The 16,474-nt window shown below is 57.6% G+C and carries 13 protein-coding genes; 12 read left to right on the top strand and 1 reads right to left on the bottom strand.

Annotated elements, in window-relative coordinates; translation table 11 throughout:
- Positions 1 to 33: 33 nt before the first annotated feature.
- From ACR0C5_RS16625 to ACR0C5_RS16570, 12 genes are all read left to right on the top strand, one after another.
- Positions 34 to 903 carry a LysR family transcriptional regulator gene (locus tag ACR0C5_RS16625; protein ID WP_170787185.1) on the top strand — a complete coding sequence of 290 codons (870 nt, stop codon included), beginning with the start codon at positions 34 to 36 and terminating at the stop codon, positions 901 to 903.
- Positions 904 to 1,112: 209 nt separating this feature from the next.
- Entirely contained in the window at positions 1,113 to 1,625 is a 513-nt protein-coding gene (locus ACR0C5_RS16620; protein ID WP_170787187.1) for a TetR/AcrR family transcriptional regulator, read from the top strand.
- Positions 1,626 to 1,823: 198 nt separating this feature from the next.
- Complete coding sequence (locus ACR0C5_RS16615; RefSeq protein ID WP_170775087.1) at positions 1,824 to 3,119, top strand: hypothetical protein; 1,296 nt, start codon at positions 1,824 to 1,826, stop codon at positions 3,117 to 3,119.
- 15 nt (positions 3,120 to 3,134) lie between these two features.
- The gene (locus ACR0C5_RS16610) at positions 3,135 to 4,256 is read left to right on the top strand and encodes a cytochrome-c peroxidase (protein WP_480552494.1); all 1,122 of its coding nucleotides are present in this window, start codon (positions 3,135 to 3,137) and stop codon (positions 4,254 to 4,256) included.
- Positions 4,256 to 4,987, top strand: a complete 732-nt coding sequence (locus ACR0C5_RS16605) for an MbnP family protein (RefSeq protein ID WP_170775083.1) — start codon at positions 4,256 to 4,258, stop codon at positions 4,985 to 4,987. Before ACR0C5_RS16610 ends, ACR0C5_RS16605 begins: the two co-directional genes overlap by 1 nt.
- Positions 4,988 to 5,098: 111 nt before the next feature.
- Positions 5,099 to 5,539, top strand: a complete 441-nt coding sequence (locus ACR0C5_RS16600; RefSeq protein ID WP_170775081.1) for a hypothetical protein — start codon at positions 5,099 to 5,101, stop codon at positions 5,537 to 5,539.
- Between the two features lie 90 nt (positions 5,540 to 5,629).
- The gene (gene xrtT / locus ACR0C5_RS16595) at positions 5,630 to 7,051 is read left to right on the top strand and encodes an exosortase T (protein WP_480877973.1); all 1,422 of its coding nucleotides are present in this window, start codon (positions 5,630 to 5,632) and stop codon (positions 7,049 to 7,051) included.
- Between the two features lie 20 nt (positions 7,052 to 7,071).
- A complete protein-coding gene (locus ACR0C5_RS16590; protein ID WP_480877971.1) occupies positions 7,072 to 9,108 on the top strand; it encodes a VIT and vWA domain-containing protein in 2,037 nt (678 codons plus the stop codon).
- On the top strand, positions 9,105 to 9,854 hold the full coding sequence (locus tag ACR0C5_RS16585) for a response regulator transcription factor (RefSeq protein ID WP_480877969.1): 750 nt from the start codon (positions 9,105 to 9,107) through the stop codon (positions 9,852 to 9,854). The genes ACR0C5_RS16590 and ACR0C5_RS16585 overlap by 4 nt, the downstream gene beginning before the upstream one ends.
- 29 nt (positions 9,855 to 9,883) lie before the next feature.
- Entirely contained in the window at positions 9,884 to 11,404 is a 1,521-nt protein-coding gene (locus ACR0C5_RS16580; RefSeq protein WP_480877967.1) for an ATP-binding protein, read from the top strand.
- Between the two features lie 538 nt (positions 11,405 to 11,942).
- Complete coding sequence (locus tag ACR0C5_RS16575; protein ID WP_480877965.1) at positions 11,943 to 14,573, top strand: Ig-like domain-containing protein; 2,631 nt, start codon at positions 11,943 to 11,945, stop codon at positions 14,571 to 14,573.
- A gap of 285 nt (positions 14,574 to 14,858) precedes the next feature.
- The gene (locus ACR0C5_RS16570) at positions 14,859 to 15,065 is read left to right on the top strand and encodes a hypothetical protein (RefSeq protein ID WP_480877963.1); all 207 of its coding nucleotides are present in this window, start codon (positions 14,859 to 14,861) and stop codon (positions 15,063 to 15,065) included.
- A 62-nt stretch (positions 15,066 to 15,127) separates the two neighbouring features.
- On the opposite strand, the gene ACR0C5_RS16565 is transcribed toward ACR0C5_RS16570, so the two are convergent.
- Complete coding sequence (locus ACR0C5_RS16565; RefSeq protein ID WP_480877961.1) at positions 15,128 to 16,468, bottom strand: hypothetical protein; 1,341 nt, start codon at positions 16,466 to 16,468, stop codon at positions 15,128 to 15,130.
- Between the last annotated feature and the right edge of the window lie 6 nt (positions 16,469 to 16,474).

The raw sequence follows: 16,474 nt of genomic DNA, 5'->3' as shown, positions 1-16,474 counted from the left end.
AACGAATGAACAAAAGTTCAGGAAAACTGAAATATGGCACTCAAGATTGAAACCCTTCGTTGTTTCTGCACCGTTGCCCAAACCGGCAATTTGACCGAGGCCGCGGATCGCTTGGGGCGCACGCAGTCGGCGGTATCGATGACATTGAAACAGTTTGAGGACCATCTGGGTCGAAAGCTGTTTGAAGGTGAGCGCAAGAGCCGTTTGTCCCCATTGGGGGCGCAAGTGTTTGAACTGGCGCTGAAACAAGTGCGTCAGTTCGATCAGGCCGTGCAGGACATCGAAGAGGCCGCGATCGCCGAGCAGGGGCTCTTGCGCATTGCCTCGGTGCCGTCGGTTGCGGCTTTGATTTTTCCACGCGTGTTATCGCATCTTGCGCGGCAGTATCCCGGCGTGAAAGTCGATTTGCGCGACACCGATACGCAGCAGGTTCTTGACGCGCTTGTCGAAGGCAGAGCCGATATCGGGATCGCCTCGGGGTATCACGCGTTGAATGGTATTCGCGCGGTGCCGCTGTTGCGGGACCGGTTCGGGCTGGTCTGCTCGGCCGAGCATCCGTTGATCGCGCAAGAGGCGCCGCCGACACTTGCCCAAATCGCCTCGGTTCCATTCATTCGCAACGCATTGTGCGACCTGATCGAGTCGCCGCAGTTTCACGCCGCGATTGACCGGGCGGGAGTGACCATCCACAACACGCATTCGTTGATTGCGATGGTTCGGACCGGTGATTGGGTGACGGTTTTGCCACAAACGGTGACAGGGTTCATTCCGGAAGCCACCGCATTTCGACTGATCCGCGACTTGCCAGATCACAGGCAGGTATTCCTATATATCCACGAACGATCACGGTTTCCTGACCTGGTTCGCGCGACCGAGAAGATCATTTTGGCGGAAAACGCTTAGCGTCACGTCAACGCTGTGGTTCCCAAGGATAGGGCGTTCCCTATTGGCTGCGGCTGGCCAGTTGTCATTTTTCACGAACAATGTCAGAAATGTAAAAATGTGATTAATTGGTCAAAGGCGGTACTTTGTGTTTGTGCCCTGCCTGACCGGGAAGTGGGGTATTTTTGGCGACTGCGAACACAATTTCCGGCGTGAACCCACAAGATATCATGACCGCCTTTGCCCAGTACGGATTTCGCAAAACGTCAATGGAAGACATTGCGCGCGCGGTGGGTCTGTCTCGCCAGTCGATCTACAAGAAATTCGGATCGAAGGACGCGTGTTACGCTTGGGCGCTGAGGGCCTATACAGAAGCGTTGTACCAGCATGTTTTCGCGATGCTCGATCAGGCTGAAAACGCGCCGATGGCTGTAGTGGAAACGGCGCTGATTTCTGTCGTCGGAGATTCGGTCGAACTGGCTGAATCCAGGCACGGGTCCGAGCTGCTCGAGGATGCTCTGGCCGTCGCAAGCGCCCAGCCCGAAAATTGGCCCAGCCTGTATGCCCAGAAGCTGGGGGCATTTATCTTGCGCCACGACCTGGCTGCAACGCCGGAACGGGCGCAGGATCTGGCGCATATTTTGATTACCGCCACACGGGGCGCTTTGGTTGTTGCGTCTTCGCGCGAGGCGTTCGCGCAGGATATTCGCCGAATTCTGCGCGGGGTTTTCGGTGATCCCTAGGCGCGGTTTCGGGCCACGCTTGGGGAATGCTCACGCAGTGGTCAAACTGTTTTGAAACACAATGACTTCCTTACTGCCGCATACTGATTTCCGGTAAAGCGCCGGGGTGTTTGGTGCAGGCGTCTCACTGTGATATGACGTTACGTAAGATACATCTAACCCTGAACTTTTTAGGGCTGTGCAACAAGGGGGAAGGCTATGAAATACATGGGATTTGGAGCAACCATTCTGTTTGCGGCAGGGTTGGTCGTCAGCACTTCAGCCAGTTACGCGCAGACCCGTGAAGAAAGCCATGGCATGGTGTTGCTGCGCGGGTTGCCGACGCTGGATACCCATCACAGCGTTGCCATTGTTGAATTGGACCCGGAATCTGATCGCTTTGGAGAAATTCTCAGCGAGGTTGAGCAACCCGATATCGAGCACCCTCTGCATCACCTTTACTACAGCCCGAATGGCAGGCTGTATTCCACCGGGCTCGATCCGGCGTGCAGTCTGGCCGAGATTGGCTTGTCGAGGGACGCTGGCGGTGCGCCGGTGATCGAAGGCATCACCTGTCTGGACACACAGGGCCAGATCGTGGGCGAAGATATCATGTGGGCCAATTCGAACGGGCAGGAATACATGTTTGTTACCTTCATGGGGGGCACCGGAGGTGATGATGGCGGCTCGGTCGGGGTGTTTGATCCGCAAACCAACGCGGTGGTCAAAATCATCGAAGCCCGTAAAAGTCAGGTCGGCGAAGGTGCCCCGTATATCATGTATCCGCATGGCATTTCGGCTTTCGAGGATCGTATGGTGGTGACATCGACCGTGCATCCTGACTTGGCTACTGGTGTTGGGAACGCGTTGACGATCATTGATCTGAACACGTTAGAGCCTATCCAGAACATCACCGTCGAGAATGAAAAGCCGCTGAACTTCCCGTCTTCTCCGGTCGAGGTTCTGTTCGCGCGGCCCAGCATTCACCCCGATATCGAACCGGCCATTCTGGCCAATACAATGTTCGGGTTCGAGACGTGGAAAATCCCCTATGACGCCAAGGCCAAGACCTTTGGCGCGCCCGAGGTCATCTATAGCGGTGTCGCCAATGACACTGCCGTGCCCTTGGAATTCTATGGCACCGAGGATGAGCTGTTCATTTCGCACGCTTTGCCCGGTGTGGTGAAACGGTACGAACTGGGCGCTCTGCCTGAACTGGTGTCCAGCGGCCCCGACATCGTGACCGATCCCGGTGCACATCACATGATCTTTTTCACCTCCGCCTCAGGGCGCGAGTTGATCGCGATTCAGAACAATCTGCTCAATCTGGGCAACGGCGCGGACAATGACCCGACCGATGTGGATTTCATCGCTTCTCTGAACGCGCACACGATTTCGGTGCATGATCTGGAAACCGGTGAACGTATCGGGACGGTCAATTTCAAGGAACGCTACAACAAGGGCGTGGACAACGTTGAGGGTCTGTTTGGTTCGGGCTTTGTGCATCACCACTAACGGATCGGGTGGCCCATGCCTCGGGTGATCGTTCTGCTGGCCGCCGCTGCGATTCTGGTCGCGGCGGGGTGGCTGATCCGGGACTTCATCCGCGATCCGGTGGCGACGCCCATCGCCGACTTCTCGGCGCCGTTTGTGTTCGGGCGGTTTGCCGTGCCGCCTGATAACCCGCTGACTCAGGAAGGTTTCGCCTTGGGGCGGCACCTGTTCTACGACCCTATTCTATCCGCGAACAACGAAGTGTCCTGCGCCACTTGCCACATTCAGGCGATGGCTTTCACCGACGGGCGTGCCCGATCTCCGGCCTTATCGGGCGGTGAGCTGGAGTTCAGCGCCATGAGCCTGGTCAATCTGCTTTGGGGGCAGGAGAGGTTCTTTTGGGATGGCCGCGCGACCTCGCTTGAAGAACAGGCGCTGATGCCGATCCAGCACCCCGAAGAGATGGGGCAGGATATCGACGCGCTGGTCGAGGAACTGTCCGACTCGTCCAGCTATCGTCGCATGTTTCGCCGCGCCTATGGCGAAGTCAGCGCCGACAACATCGCCCGGGCGTTGGCCAGTTTCATGCGGATGCTGATCTCGGACAATTCCAAATACGACAAATACCTGCGCGGTGAGGTGCGGCTGAGCGCGCAAGAAGAACATGGGCGCAAATTGTTCATGGCCCATCCCGACACCAAAGTGTCCCTGCGCGGCGGGAATTGCATTGATTGCCACAGTCAGTTCCTGACCTCGGGGTTTCGGGACGCGCTGGACGGGTTCTCGAACAATGGGCTCGACCCAGAGGACACGCTGGCACCTGGTTTGATGGCGGTCACGGGAAACCCTGCTCACAAAGGGTTCTTCAAGGTTCCAACCCTGCGCAATATTGCCGTGACCGCTCCTTATATGCATGACGGCCGGTTCGAGACGCTGCGAGATGTCATGAATCACTATAATGACGGCATTGTCGTCAGCGACACGCTCAGCCCGTTGATCCTTGAAGCCGATAACGCCCCTGACACCCCGTCGGATACGGTGGGCCTGCGCATGACACCCGAGGAAATCGACGCAATCATTGCTTTTCTACATACGCTGACCGACGAAGTTTTTTTGACCGACCCTGCCTTTTCCAATCCGTTTGAAGGAGGCTCATGATGTCCCGCCTGCAAGCCATGTCCGGTTTCGGTCTGTTGGTGTTGCTTGCCATCGGATGGATTGTGTTCGTCCCAGGCCCCAAACGCACGACCGATGTCACCGTCACGCTGCGGGCGACCATGGACGGGGCCCCGCTGACCTTCGACCAGTTCATGTATGACAACCCCGCTGGACCCGGCGCGTTTCGGGTACGAGATTTTCGGTTTTACCTCAGTAATCTGGTTTTGACCTCGGGCGATGAAGAGTTCGTGGAGCCCGACAGCTATTACCTTGCCCGGTTCGACAATGCGGACAGATCTTATGTGATCACTCTGTCCGATGTGCCACTGCGCCGGATCGAGGGACTGCGCTTTTTGATCGGCGTGGACCCGGACGCCAACGGGTCGATCCTTGCGCGGGGCGATCTGGACCCCAACAGCCAGATGGCGTGGAACTGGGAAGTTGGGTATAAATTCGTTCTCTTCGAGGGTGCATTGGATGTGGATGGAGCCATTTCTCCACTGGTTTATCATGTTGGGTTCTCCGAGAACGCCCGCGAGGTCTCGGTTCTGGTTCCGGCAGACATGACGCGGGCAGGGGAGACGCAGATAAATCTTGATGTCGATCTGGCCAAACTGTTCGACAACGCGGCGCTGATTGATATGCAAGCCCTGCCGACGGTGAAATTCGACCGCACCGATGCGCGAATGCTGGCAGACAACTACGCGGACATGATCTCGGCATCCTATTAGCGGTTTCGCAGGGTTTGCGGCACAAAGCCAAATTTCCGCCCTTATTCGGTCAGATGATCCGCAAAATCAGGGCGCACAAAGATCTTCATGAAGGTTCAGGGGGTCTTTGCTGTGAAGCGCATCATTGGACATATCGACAGCCAGAAAAGGCGACTCTACGCGATTGCGTTTCTGGCGTTTGCTGCCGGATATGTCCTGTACTCCCATATCGAGGTGACACGTTTCGGGATGCCCCTGCCGGTGTTCACCGGGCTGCTATATATGGCGATGATCGTGCTGGCCACGGCCCTTTCCACGTATTTTCTGCCCAAACTGGCCCGCGTGACAGATGCTGTCGCAGTAACGCGTCTGGGTTTCGCCGTTTGGGTGGCTGGCACGCAAAGTTACGAGGTTGCAGCCTCACCCCTGATCGGCGCGACCATTGTGATCGGAGGTGCAATGGTCTTGTTGCAACTGCGTAGCTGGGCCACCTTGGCGGTTCAATCCATGCGGGCAGCTACAGCGGTCGATCAAACAGTTCCTGTTTGGGTTGGCGCCCCGCGTCGGGCCTAGTCATGACCCAAGGCGGCACCCCCGCCTGATCTGCACAAATCCTGCACAACATCCGCCGCTGGTTTGCACATCAAGGTGTGACAAGGCGGTATGGAACATAACCGATCTTACCTACTGTGGGCCGGGTTGGCCCTTGCATCCGCCGTATTGGCGATCGAGCCCGTCCTGTGGCTGATCCAAAGCTGGCGCGATCCGTCTTACCAATCCTATGGCGCGCTGTACGGCCTGCTGCTGGCCGGTCTGGTGCTTCTGTCTCTGACAAGTTCTCGCCCGCAGGGGCCGGACCGGCGCGGGCGGGTCTTTGCCGTCTTCCTGGGTGCGGCCTGCGTTCGCTTGGGGGGGCAGGTGCTGGCCATCAATATCCTCAGCGCATTGGCTCTGGCGTTGGATGTCTTTGCGTTGGCCGTTTTCCTGCGACTGGATCAGCGACGCATTGCGCTGTCGCCCATGTGGTTGGCGGCGCTGTTTCTGTTCTGCCTGCCGCTTGGACCGATCCTTGAGCGGGTGGCAGGGTTTCCGTTGCAGGTGATGTCTGCCCACGTGGCGTGCGCAATGCTGTCGCCGTTTTTTCCGGACCTGATATGCGAAGGTGTCAGGCTGCGTGTGGGCGGCGTGGATGTTCTGGTCGATCTGCCCTGCTCGGGCGCGGTGGGTCTGTTGCAGCTTGTCAGCCTTTGGGCCTGCTTGAATACGTTTTGCCGTCCGGCGTTTTTGCCCGCGCTGGGCGGAGGTCTGTTGATCGCAGCGGCAACGGTGCTGGGCAATGGCCTGCGTATCACCCTGTTGGCGGCCGGTTTGGCGCAAGGGATCGACACGATGGCCCCCACGTTGCACAGCCTGATCGGGCTGGGGACACTGGCGCTGGTCGCCTTGGTGGTTGTGCTGCTGTACCGCCCGCAATCGGCACCGCCCAGACCTGCGCGGATCACGACGTTTTCCTTGCCGCGCGTCCTGCATTTCCCAGCGGTTGTATCGGCGTTGGGTCTGTCTCTGGCAATCATCAGCGCGCCGCGCGCGCCCGTCGATCAATCGGCACCCGTGCCCCCGACCGAGCTGCCGGGTCAATTGCTTGGGCATCCCGCGCAAGAGGTCGCACTCTCTGACGTTGAACGCGCCTACTTCGCCACCTATGGCGGCACTGCGCGCAAAATACAGTTCGGCCCCATGGGGGTTAATGTGGTGCGTACCACATCCCCACTTCGCCACCTACATTCGCCGGCCACCTGCCTGCTTGGTATGGGCTACCAAGTGCGGTTTCTGGGCACCCGGTTCGATCCGCTGCCCAGCTCGGTTTACGAAGCAACGGGCCCGGACGGGCAGGTCTGGACGGTCGCGGTCAGCTTTGTCTCGGGCGATGGTCAGCGCACCGCTGGCGTGGGCGAAGCCGTCTGGAGCTGGCTGAACGGCTCATCCCGCGAATGGCGCTCGATCCAGCGCATTACCCCGAAATCCATGCCAGATCCGGACCGTGCCGCTTATGAGGCTGCGGTTCTGGCCGCCCTTGATTTGTAACCCTTGCTCAGGAGATCCAAATGCGTGCTCTTTTCCCTGTGATGATCCTACTTGTCTGGCCGATGGTGGCCGCGGCCAAACCCGATCCCGCCGACGTGGCCGGACGTGTGGTCGCCCACGCAGGCGACCGGGTGTTCGATCTGCCCCTTCTGGACAGCGCCTTACGTGTCACCATTCAGGGCGATATGGCGACAGTTGAACTGCGGCAGACGTTCCAGAACCCAGCGATGGTTCCGGTCGAGGCTGAATACCTGTTCCCCCTGAATCAAAAAGCCGCCGTTTACGGGATGGAGATGCGCATAGGTGATGAGTTGGTACGCGCCGTGATCCGTGAAAAAGCACAGGCCGAGGCAGAGTTTGATCAGGCCGCGTCCGAGGGCAAGGCCGCTGCGCTGTTGACCCAGCACCGCCCCAACATGTTCACGCAGCGGATTGCCAACCTGATGCCGGGGCGTCCGGTCGAGGTAACGTTGCGCTATGTCCAGATGGTGCCCAAGATCGACGGCCAGCATGAGATGGTGATCCCTCTGATCGTCGGTCCGCGCTATCAAAGCCCGCTGGACGCTCCTCGGCCTGAGCTGGCCAGTGCCGAGGACATTCCGCTGGAGAATGCCACGTGGTCCGTCAGCCCGGTCCCCGCCTATCCTCCGGTCGCGGGGCTGGACCTGCCCGATACTGTGACGTCCGAGCGGGTCGCGCTGGATGTCTCTCTGACCGCCGGGGTTGAGATGTCGGGGTTTCACAGCCCGACCCATCCGCTGCTGATCGATCAGGAGCAAGACAGCCTGACTGCCCGGTTTGCCGATGGCAAGGTGATGGATAACCGCGATCTGGTGCTGCGCTATACGCTGGGTGGGGCGGAGTTGCAGGCGGCAAGCCTGTCCCATCATGACGAGCGTGGTGGCTTCCTGTCGGTGCTGATCGAACCCCCGGCGGTCCCGGACGAGGCCACAGCCACCCCGCGCGAATTGGTCTTTGTGCTGGACACCTCCGGCTCGATGGGCGGGGAGCCGATGAAGGCCAGTAAACGCTTCATGGATGCGGCCTTGCAGGGGCTGCGGGAGGGGGATCATTTCCGCATCATCCCGTTTTCCAACACGGCGCGGCATTTTTCGAACACATCGACCCCGGCAACCCGGTCGAATATCCGCAAGGGGCGCACCTTTGTGCGCGGCCTGTCCACGGGGGGCGGGACCGAGATCGACACTGCGGTTCGCGCCGCCTTTGCGACCGACACGCCCGAGGGCGCGATCCGCTTCGTGGTCTTTCTGTCCGACGGCTATATCGGCAATGAAGCGCGGGTTCTTAAAACCATTCGCGGCCAGATCGGTCAGGCCCGTATCTACGCCTTCGGGGTGGGCAACGCCGTGAACCGCTACCTTCTGGACGCCATGGCGGAAGAGGGGCGCGGCTATTCCCGCTATGTCGCGCTGGACGAAGACGCGGTTGAGGTGGCAGAGACCCTGGCTGCAAACCTCAAGTCCCCTCTGCTGACCGACTTGCAGATCGACTGGGGCGGATTGGAGGTACAGGATGTTACGCCAGCACGTCTGCCCGATCTGTTTGCGGGCAATGGCCTTCGTGTGATGGCGCGCTACGACGGTGCTTTTGAGGGCGAAATCACGCTGAAAGGTATGGTGCAGGGCCGCCCCGCGCAGATGCCGGTCAAGCTGTCACTGACCGAAACCGAGGGCGATGCCGCACTGCCGCTGATCTGGGCCCGCGACCGGATCGGCGTGCTGGAACGGCAGATCGCGGTCGGGGACCGGACCGGACAGGCCGATGCCGAGATCACGCGTCTTGGGCTGGCCTATTCGCTGCAAACCCGAAATACCTCATTCGTGGCCGTGTCGCAGCAAATCGTCAATGACAGCGGGCAAGAAGCTGTCGAAGCGGATGTGCCCCTGCCGGTGGTGTCCAGTGTGACGGCCGCGGCCTATCCGTCGCAGGGCTTTGCCGGGTCATCCTCGCCCGAGCCACAGGCGATTCTGGGTCTGGTCATGGTCGTAGCTATGACCGTATTGGGTCTGCGTCCTCGGCGGGCGCGACGGGTATGAGGTCGCTGATCATGCAGGTTGATATGGACATCGCCCGGATCGCTTGTCAGAACCTTCTTATGGAAGCGCATATCCTGATTGTTGATGATGATCCCAAGATCCGCGATGTGATCCGCATTGCCCTGAAAGGGGCGGGTATGCGCACGACCGAAGCCGCGAACGGACAGGCTGCGCTGACCCATGTCGGACGAGAACCGATCGATCTTGTGCTGCTGGATATCGGAATGCCTCAGATGGATGGGTTTGAATGCTGCAAGTCCATTCGGGCGCGATCGGATCTGCCGATCCTGTTCCTGACCGCGCAGGATGACGAAATCGACCGGGTTCTAAGTTTTCAACTGGGTGCCGATGATTTTGTCGCCAAACCTTTCAGCCCGCGCGAACTGGTGCTGCGGATCAAGGCAATCCTGTCCCGTGGTCGCCGCTCGGCCTCGCGCCCTTTGCGCACCGGCGGGCTGGAGCTGGACATGGCCGGTCACACCTGCCGCATCGAGACCACGCCGGTCGATCTGACGGCGACCGAGTTTCAGTTGCTGTATTCTCTGGCCGAGCGTCCCGATCAGGTGCATGACCGAAATGCGCTGGCCCAGAAACTGTATGGGGCGGGCACGCAATTGTCCGGGCGCACGATTGACAGCCACGTGCGCAACATTCGGGCCAAAGCGTCTCAGGCCGGGTGCGCCGATATCATCCAGACGGTCCACGGCGTCGGTATCAAGCTGGGCGCATGTACGTGCGACGGATAGGCACGATCCGCCGAAAATGGCGCCCGTCGATGGCGTTTGTCGTCGCGCTGGTTTGTGTGGCTTTGGTCTCGATACCGCTGGCGGCCATGATGACGGTGCAGCTGACCTCGAACCAGTTTGTGCGGGAAACCGAACAGGTGCTGCTGAAACAGGCTGCAGTCTACGCCGAGATTTATCGCACCCGCTTTCAGGCCATGGACGGACCCGAGATCGGCCCCGAACTTGCGCCCGAAATGCAAGAGTTTTGGGCCGCCGAGGTCCGCCCCATACGGGCCCAGATCAACGTGCGCCGCGACCGGGTTCTTCCGCCACTGCCGGAGGGACCAAAGGTCGGGGCGATATCCGATCCGCGTCATGAAACAGTTTTGCCGGGCATGGCCGAGCTGGCCCGGTCTGCGGGCAAGAGCACACTGGCCGGGGTGATTTTTCTGGACCATCAGGGGCAGGGCACCGGCGAGGCGGGGTTGCGTGCTTTCGCCGATTTGCCCGAAGTGCAGCAAGCATTGACTGGTCGTGTCGGTACGGCGTTGCGGGCGCGTGCAGATGAATTTGACCGCCATCCGCTGACCTCGATCAGTCGGGATACGGGGTTTCGGGTGTTCGTGGCCTATCCCGTTCTGGCACAGAATCGTGTAATCGGGGTTGTGCTGCTGTCCCGCACGCCGCTGAACCTCAGCAAATTTCTGTACCGCGAACGAGACGCGCTGATCATAATGGCGCTGTTCACGCTAAGCGGTGCTGCATTGATCGGATGGCTTTTGCACCGGCTGATGTCCCGTCCGGTTCGGGGCCTGCGGGATGAGGCGCGCCGGGTGGCCTCGGGGGATACCCCCGTCTCGGACCCGCTTGCACATTACGGGATGCGGGAACTGGCCGATCTTGGTGAAAGTATGTTGTCGATGGCCGATACGTTGCAGGCGCGTTCGCGCGAGATTGCGATTTATACCGATCACGTGACGCATGAACTGAAATCACCAGTCACCTCGATCGCTGGAGCCGCCGAGCTTTTGTCCGAACCTGCCCTGTCGCCGGAAGATCGCGCCGGGCTACTGGACAATATCCAGACCGAAGCTGCGCGCATGAACACTCTGCTGGGCCGGCTGCGTGAGCTGAGTAAATTGCGGCAAGCCCCGAAATCGGGTCCGGGCCTGTTGCCTGCCATGCTGCCCGCTGTAGACGGGCTGGAAATCCGGATTGCCGAGGGTCAGAACTTGATGCTGCCGTTGTCAGAGGAACACGGGAGGGTTGTTTTACTGCACATGGCTCAGAACGCAAGGTCCCACGGTGCTACCGAGGTGATCTTGTCTTATTCCAATAGTGTCCTGCGGGTTCTGGATAACGGTGAAGGGATTTCACAAAACGACGCGGACAGGCTAACCGAGCCCTTCTTCACAACGCGCCGCGAAGAAGGCGGCACTGGAATGGGTCTTGCGATCGTTGCCGCGATCCTCGAAGGCTATAGGGCCACGCTGAAGGTTGAGCCTTCAGATATGGGGGCAGAATTCCGAATTGAATTCGCGAAAAATAGGCCCGGCTTACAGCAATACTGACCAGACATTTCACGACGTGTGAAAGGTATAAAGTAACGCGCAGTGTTTCGAATCAACTTGAGACTATGGGCTCGAGAAATTCGGCAAAAATTGGGCAAAATTGTGGCAGTAATTAGGCTATAGGTTCGGCAGTCCTAAACCGGGGATAGATTGAGAAGCACCGCGAAATTGCAGATGGTCTGATACGGGAAGTTTGGGGTAAGCGCCTAATTTGGCTTGGTATTCAGATTGAGCCTATTTGAACCCTGAATGGTTTGTAACGTATAGAGCAAGCGTTATTTGCAAGGCCTGTCAACTCGACCTGCGCTTGCAATCATTTGAATTGAAATGGATTTTTTGATACTCTCGGGGCGAGGCTGGGTAATTAGACCTAAAGAGCCAACAGGGTGCCGTTTACTGGAGTTTATTGACATCGCGTCAGATGTTGAACGGCACAGTCACAAAATTTGCGCGTCACGAGTTTGGCGAATTGCGCGCTGTACGGCTTGGTAGCTTGTGCGGCCAAGACTGCTTTTGTTTTTATTTTGGGGGCAAAATAATGGCTATTCCTAATGCAATCGACGACATCGGTTTATTCTCTGTCAACGAAGACGATGTTTTGAAGGTCAATCCAAGTAACAGTGTTCTGAAAAACGATACTGACGCCGATGGGGATGGCCTGGCGGCCAGTATCACCGGCAATCCTCAGAACCCGCTGTTCGACTTTAAGACGAATGGAACGTTCACCTATGACGCCCGCTATCATGGCGTTTTGTATATAGACACCGATGGCACCGACCCAACGCTCAGTGACGCAGCCGATGGTGACTTCACGTTGACCAACGGGTTCGACTCGTTGGGGGCAGGGGCTATCGTCTACGACACCTTCACCTACGAGGCCAATGATGGCCAGGATGGGGATGAGGCGACGGTCAGCGTCATGATCGTCGGCGAAAACGATGACCCGGACGCGGTCGATGACGCGGTCGAGTTCGATCAGGACACGACCGACAATGTCAGTATTGATGTCGTGTTCAACGACACGGATGTGGATATCTGGCCCACGGCTGACAAGCTTGACCTTGAGGTCATCGGAATTGCAGACATCGCGGATGAAGCCGGCCCGGCAGGTGGCTCGGACAATTCACTGGGCGACGGGTTGATGATCACGACCGATACCGGTGGCACAGTTCAACTGGATGCGGGCACTGGCGAGTTGGTCTACACCGCTGCTGAAGGCTTCTTTGGCATCGATACGTTCGAATACACAGTCAGCGATGGCAATGGCGGTGAAGATACGGGCGTTGTCCGCGTCACTGTTTTGCCCGGCAATGAGGCGCCCGACGCTGTGGACGACACACGGACCATCAGCGAAGACGCGGGTGAAACCAGTATGGCAACTGTGTTGGGCAATGACACAGATGTCGATGACGCGCCGTTGATTGCTGCTGAATTGTCTACAGATATCGGCAGCGCCCTGACGCGCGTGGATGACATGGGCAACCCCATTGCGGGCAACACCGGTATTTTGGTCGATTTCAACGCAGACGGCACCTTCGACTATGACCCCAATGGTGAGTTTGAAAGCCTGGGCGTTGGCGAAACCGCCTATATCGAGTTCGACTACATTGCCTATGACGGAGAGGGCGCCTCGGACTCTGCGACGGTCACGATTGAGGTTCAGGGTCAGAATGACGGCCCGAACGGTTCGAACGGGTCGGCGACGGTCTATGAACGTGGCTTGTCCACTGGAACACAGCCCGAACCGAACACAATACCGGATTCGGGGAGCAATTCAGACATTGTCCAAACGATTGACCTGAACATCAGTGACCCGGACGCAAATGACATGCCGTTTCTGTCCAGCACGTCAACCGCGATGAACTATACCCCCGGCGACGAGATCGCGGGGCTCTATGGGACATTGGCGATCAACAATAACGGAACGGTGACCTATACGCTGACCGGCTCTGCCGAACATGACACCGACGGCGTGACCGAACAGGAAATGTTCACCGTCTATGTGCTGGATGGAAATGGAGGCTCCAAGGCGCTGACGGTGACAATTGACGTCAAGGATGACAGCCCCTATCTGGGCAATTCCCCGGTTGCGGATGAAGCCAGTGACAATGACGTCGAAGGCAACACAGTGGGTGCTCCGGTCTCATTCTCGTCGGACACAAACAACACCACTTCGGATACGTTCGACTATTTCGAAGGAGCCGATGAGGCGACGTTGTCGGTGACAGCGGTCCCCGCGCGTTTCATGTTGTATGACAGCGATCCCGATGCGCCAGGCGGCGAGGTTTATGTCGACTCGGTCTATGATCCGATGACACAAACCGTAACGGGGACGATAGACGGCGGAACGCTGGATGATCAGGACCTGTACACTCTGGTGCTGAACGAAAGCGCAGGGTCCAATACCGGGTCCTACCAGCTTACTATGTTGCTTGATCCGCCTTCGGATCTTCTGGATCTCGATTTTGACTCCGTGAGTGCGGGTTCGCCACAAGATGAGTTTGTCTTTACCAATATCGGAAATCTTACGTTTGACGGCGGTTCCGGGAATGTTGTTGAAGGTATGACCAATGGCCAGACCTCATACAATCTGGGCGCCTCTTTCGATACCGAAGCGGGCGATGGCGACTATCGCTTGAACCCGAACAGCGGCGGTGGCTTTGGTATGGGCGACGGCAATATCGAGATCAACGAGGTCATCGAGATCACCAACATCAACTCGGCATCAACCACAGGGTTCGAGCTGGACGTGACCGGCAATGGCGGCGGTGTACAGGGCAATGATCCGCTGGATCTGGTTTGGGAGGCTTGGGATACCAGCGTCGTTCCACCTGTCCTGATCGACAGCGGGCGGATTGATCTGACGGCGATGACCACAACCGACAAGACGGTGGAAGATGTTCTGATCCTGCCCAGCGGCACCTATGACACGCTCTATATCGCGTTTGATGGCGTCGACAATAACGACAAGCTGCGGATCAATAATTTCCAGACGCTGACAACAATCGAAATCGACGACTTCGAGCTGGACTTTACCCTGGCGGCTGCGGAAGACGCCGTGGACGGCGTTGACCCAACCGGTGACGGTGACGTCGCAGACGGAAGCCCGGCAAGCTTCACGATATACGTGGATGGCACCGACGAAGACTCCGTCTTCTCAATTGTTTAAGGCAAAATCCAATGAGGCGGTCAGTATGCACTGGCCGCCTTAGCTTGACGATCTAAAAAAATCCCCGCCGACAGTTTTTTTGAATCGTGCATTCGGGAATTTGGGGGTGATTTGCGGTGTTTGTGGTGCTGATCGTCGCACCAAGCGGAACAATGCAAACCGTTTTTAAAAAATTATCCGCAAATTTGGATCAAAAAACAGCCGAAAACGGAGAAAGTTCACGGATTAACATTGGGTTAATTTGGCCCCCGGTAAATTGCAGGTGTAGTTGTTAAAGAGTTGAGCATGGTTAAGCTGAACAAATATCTGACAGAGCTGTTTCCGGTCGAATGGAAGTCTTATATTCCGGGGTTGAAAACGACCGGAGACGGCTCTTCTAAGTCCATCCGGCTAGGGCTGGAACTGGCTGTTCCTGCATCTGTTTTCTTTCTGTTGCTGGCCTATTGCCTGCACAAAGCCAGTGTCGAAAACTACGTTTCCGTTCTGATGTGATGCATCCAGCCCGCTTTGGGCTGGTCGCCAAGCCCAAGTGGTTTGTCACGGACGTACGAATATCACGCCGCGGCTTTCTCCGCTTTTTCCATTTCCTTGATGATCAGCACGCGCAGGATTTCGCGGAACTTATCCATGTTCCGTTTGAGCAAGGTTTCCATCAACGAACTACCCAGGCCAGCGTCCATTAAGAATTTCGCCGCAGCCTTGCCCAATTTGACGTTGTCCTCGCCCATAAGCTCTTTGGGGCCGCTTTTGAGCCATGGCAGAAGCAGTTTCTCAAGTTCCATTTTGCTAAGAACCTTCAGCATTGCTGACGTTCCAAGCTGGGTTGCAAAACGGCGCAATGCCAGAGGCAGCAGACGCTCGGGCGCGACCGAACGGATATAGACTTCAAGGCCAAGCTGCCCGCCGCGTTTTTCCAGAACCTTGGCCGCTATCTTCAATTCGGCGTTGATTATGCCCTTGGGCACGAGTCTGGGTGCCGCGCGTTCCGACCACGTTTTCAAAAAGGCCGGGCTAAGGGCACTGGTTGTGATATAGGGGCGCGCAAGCTTGACTACCCCACCCACGATCAACCCTGCAGCAGCCCCGGTGATCGCATTCTTCACCATTCTTTCGCTGATTTCTTTTGTCGACATCTGCTTTTCGCCTGCGATTTCACGGCCAATGGCGTCGTAGCCGTCAAAGGCCAACCCTGTAACGGTGGCGGCTGTGGCGTTCAGAACGATCCCTGCGCCCAACCCGGCCGGAGGGCAGGCGGTCAGAATAAGCGCGCAGGTCGCGAATTCACCCGCCGCTCGCACATATCCCGCCTGTTTGATCTTTTTAGCCGTGGCATCAATCAGCCCATGAACCCATGCGATGACGGCATTGTTGTAATTCACGACAGCCGCGTCGCAGGCGACCAGGGCTTTCTTGAACCCCTTGTAGTCGCGCCCGCTGACGGTTTTGGCCAATGTTTTGTAGGCCGCCGCTGCTTTGGTGTAGTAGGGGCGCGGATCTTCGGCGCGGCTTACCGCGTTGATGAACGTGTAGACATAGCGCTGTTGGTTGTTGATCTCGATCTGGGCATTGTGACGATCACAGGCAGCATAAAAATTGATCCGCTGATGTTCCAGCGCGCGGTCCATTACGCGATGGACCTCTTTGACCGTAGCTTTGTAACCGCGTTCATCCAGCAGAACATTGCGCTTACCGTCCGAGACCACATAAGCCTTTGTTTTCGGGTTAAGAACCCAGACGACTTCTCCCTTTTTGAGCGCTTCGCTTTTCTTCAGACGCACCGAGACTTTCTTGTTCTTGGAATATTTCAGGATCGCGTTTTGATCCTTGATTTTGTATTGCTTTACGATCGAGGCCAGCGTGTCGCCGTCCTTTGCCTTATGCGAAATCCAAATCACGAAGCG

Source organism: Ruegeria sp. N8 (genome assembly GCF_056531325.1).
Note: the sequence above shows the minus strand (reverse complement) of the source record. Positions and strands in the feature narration are given on the sequence as shown.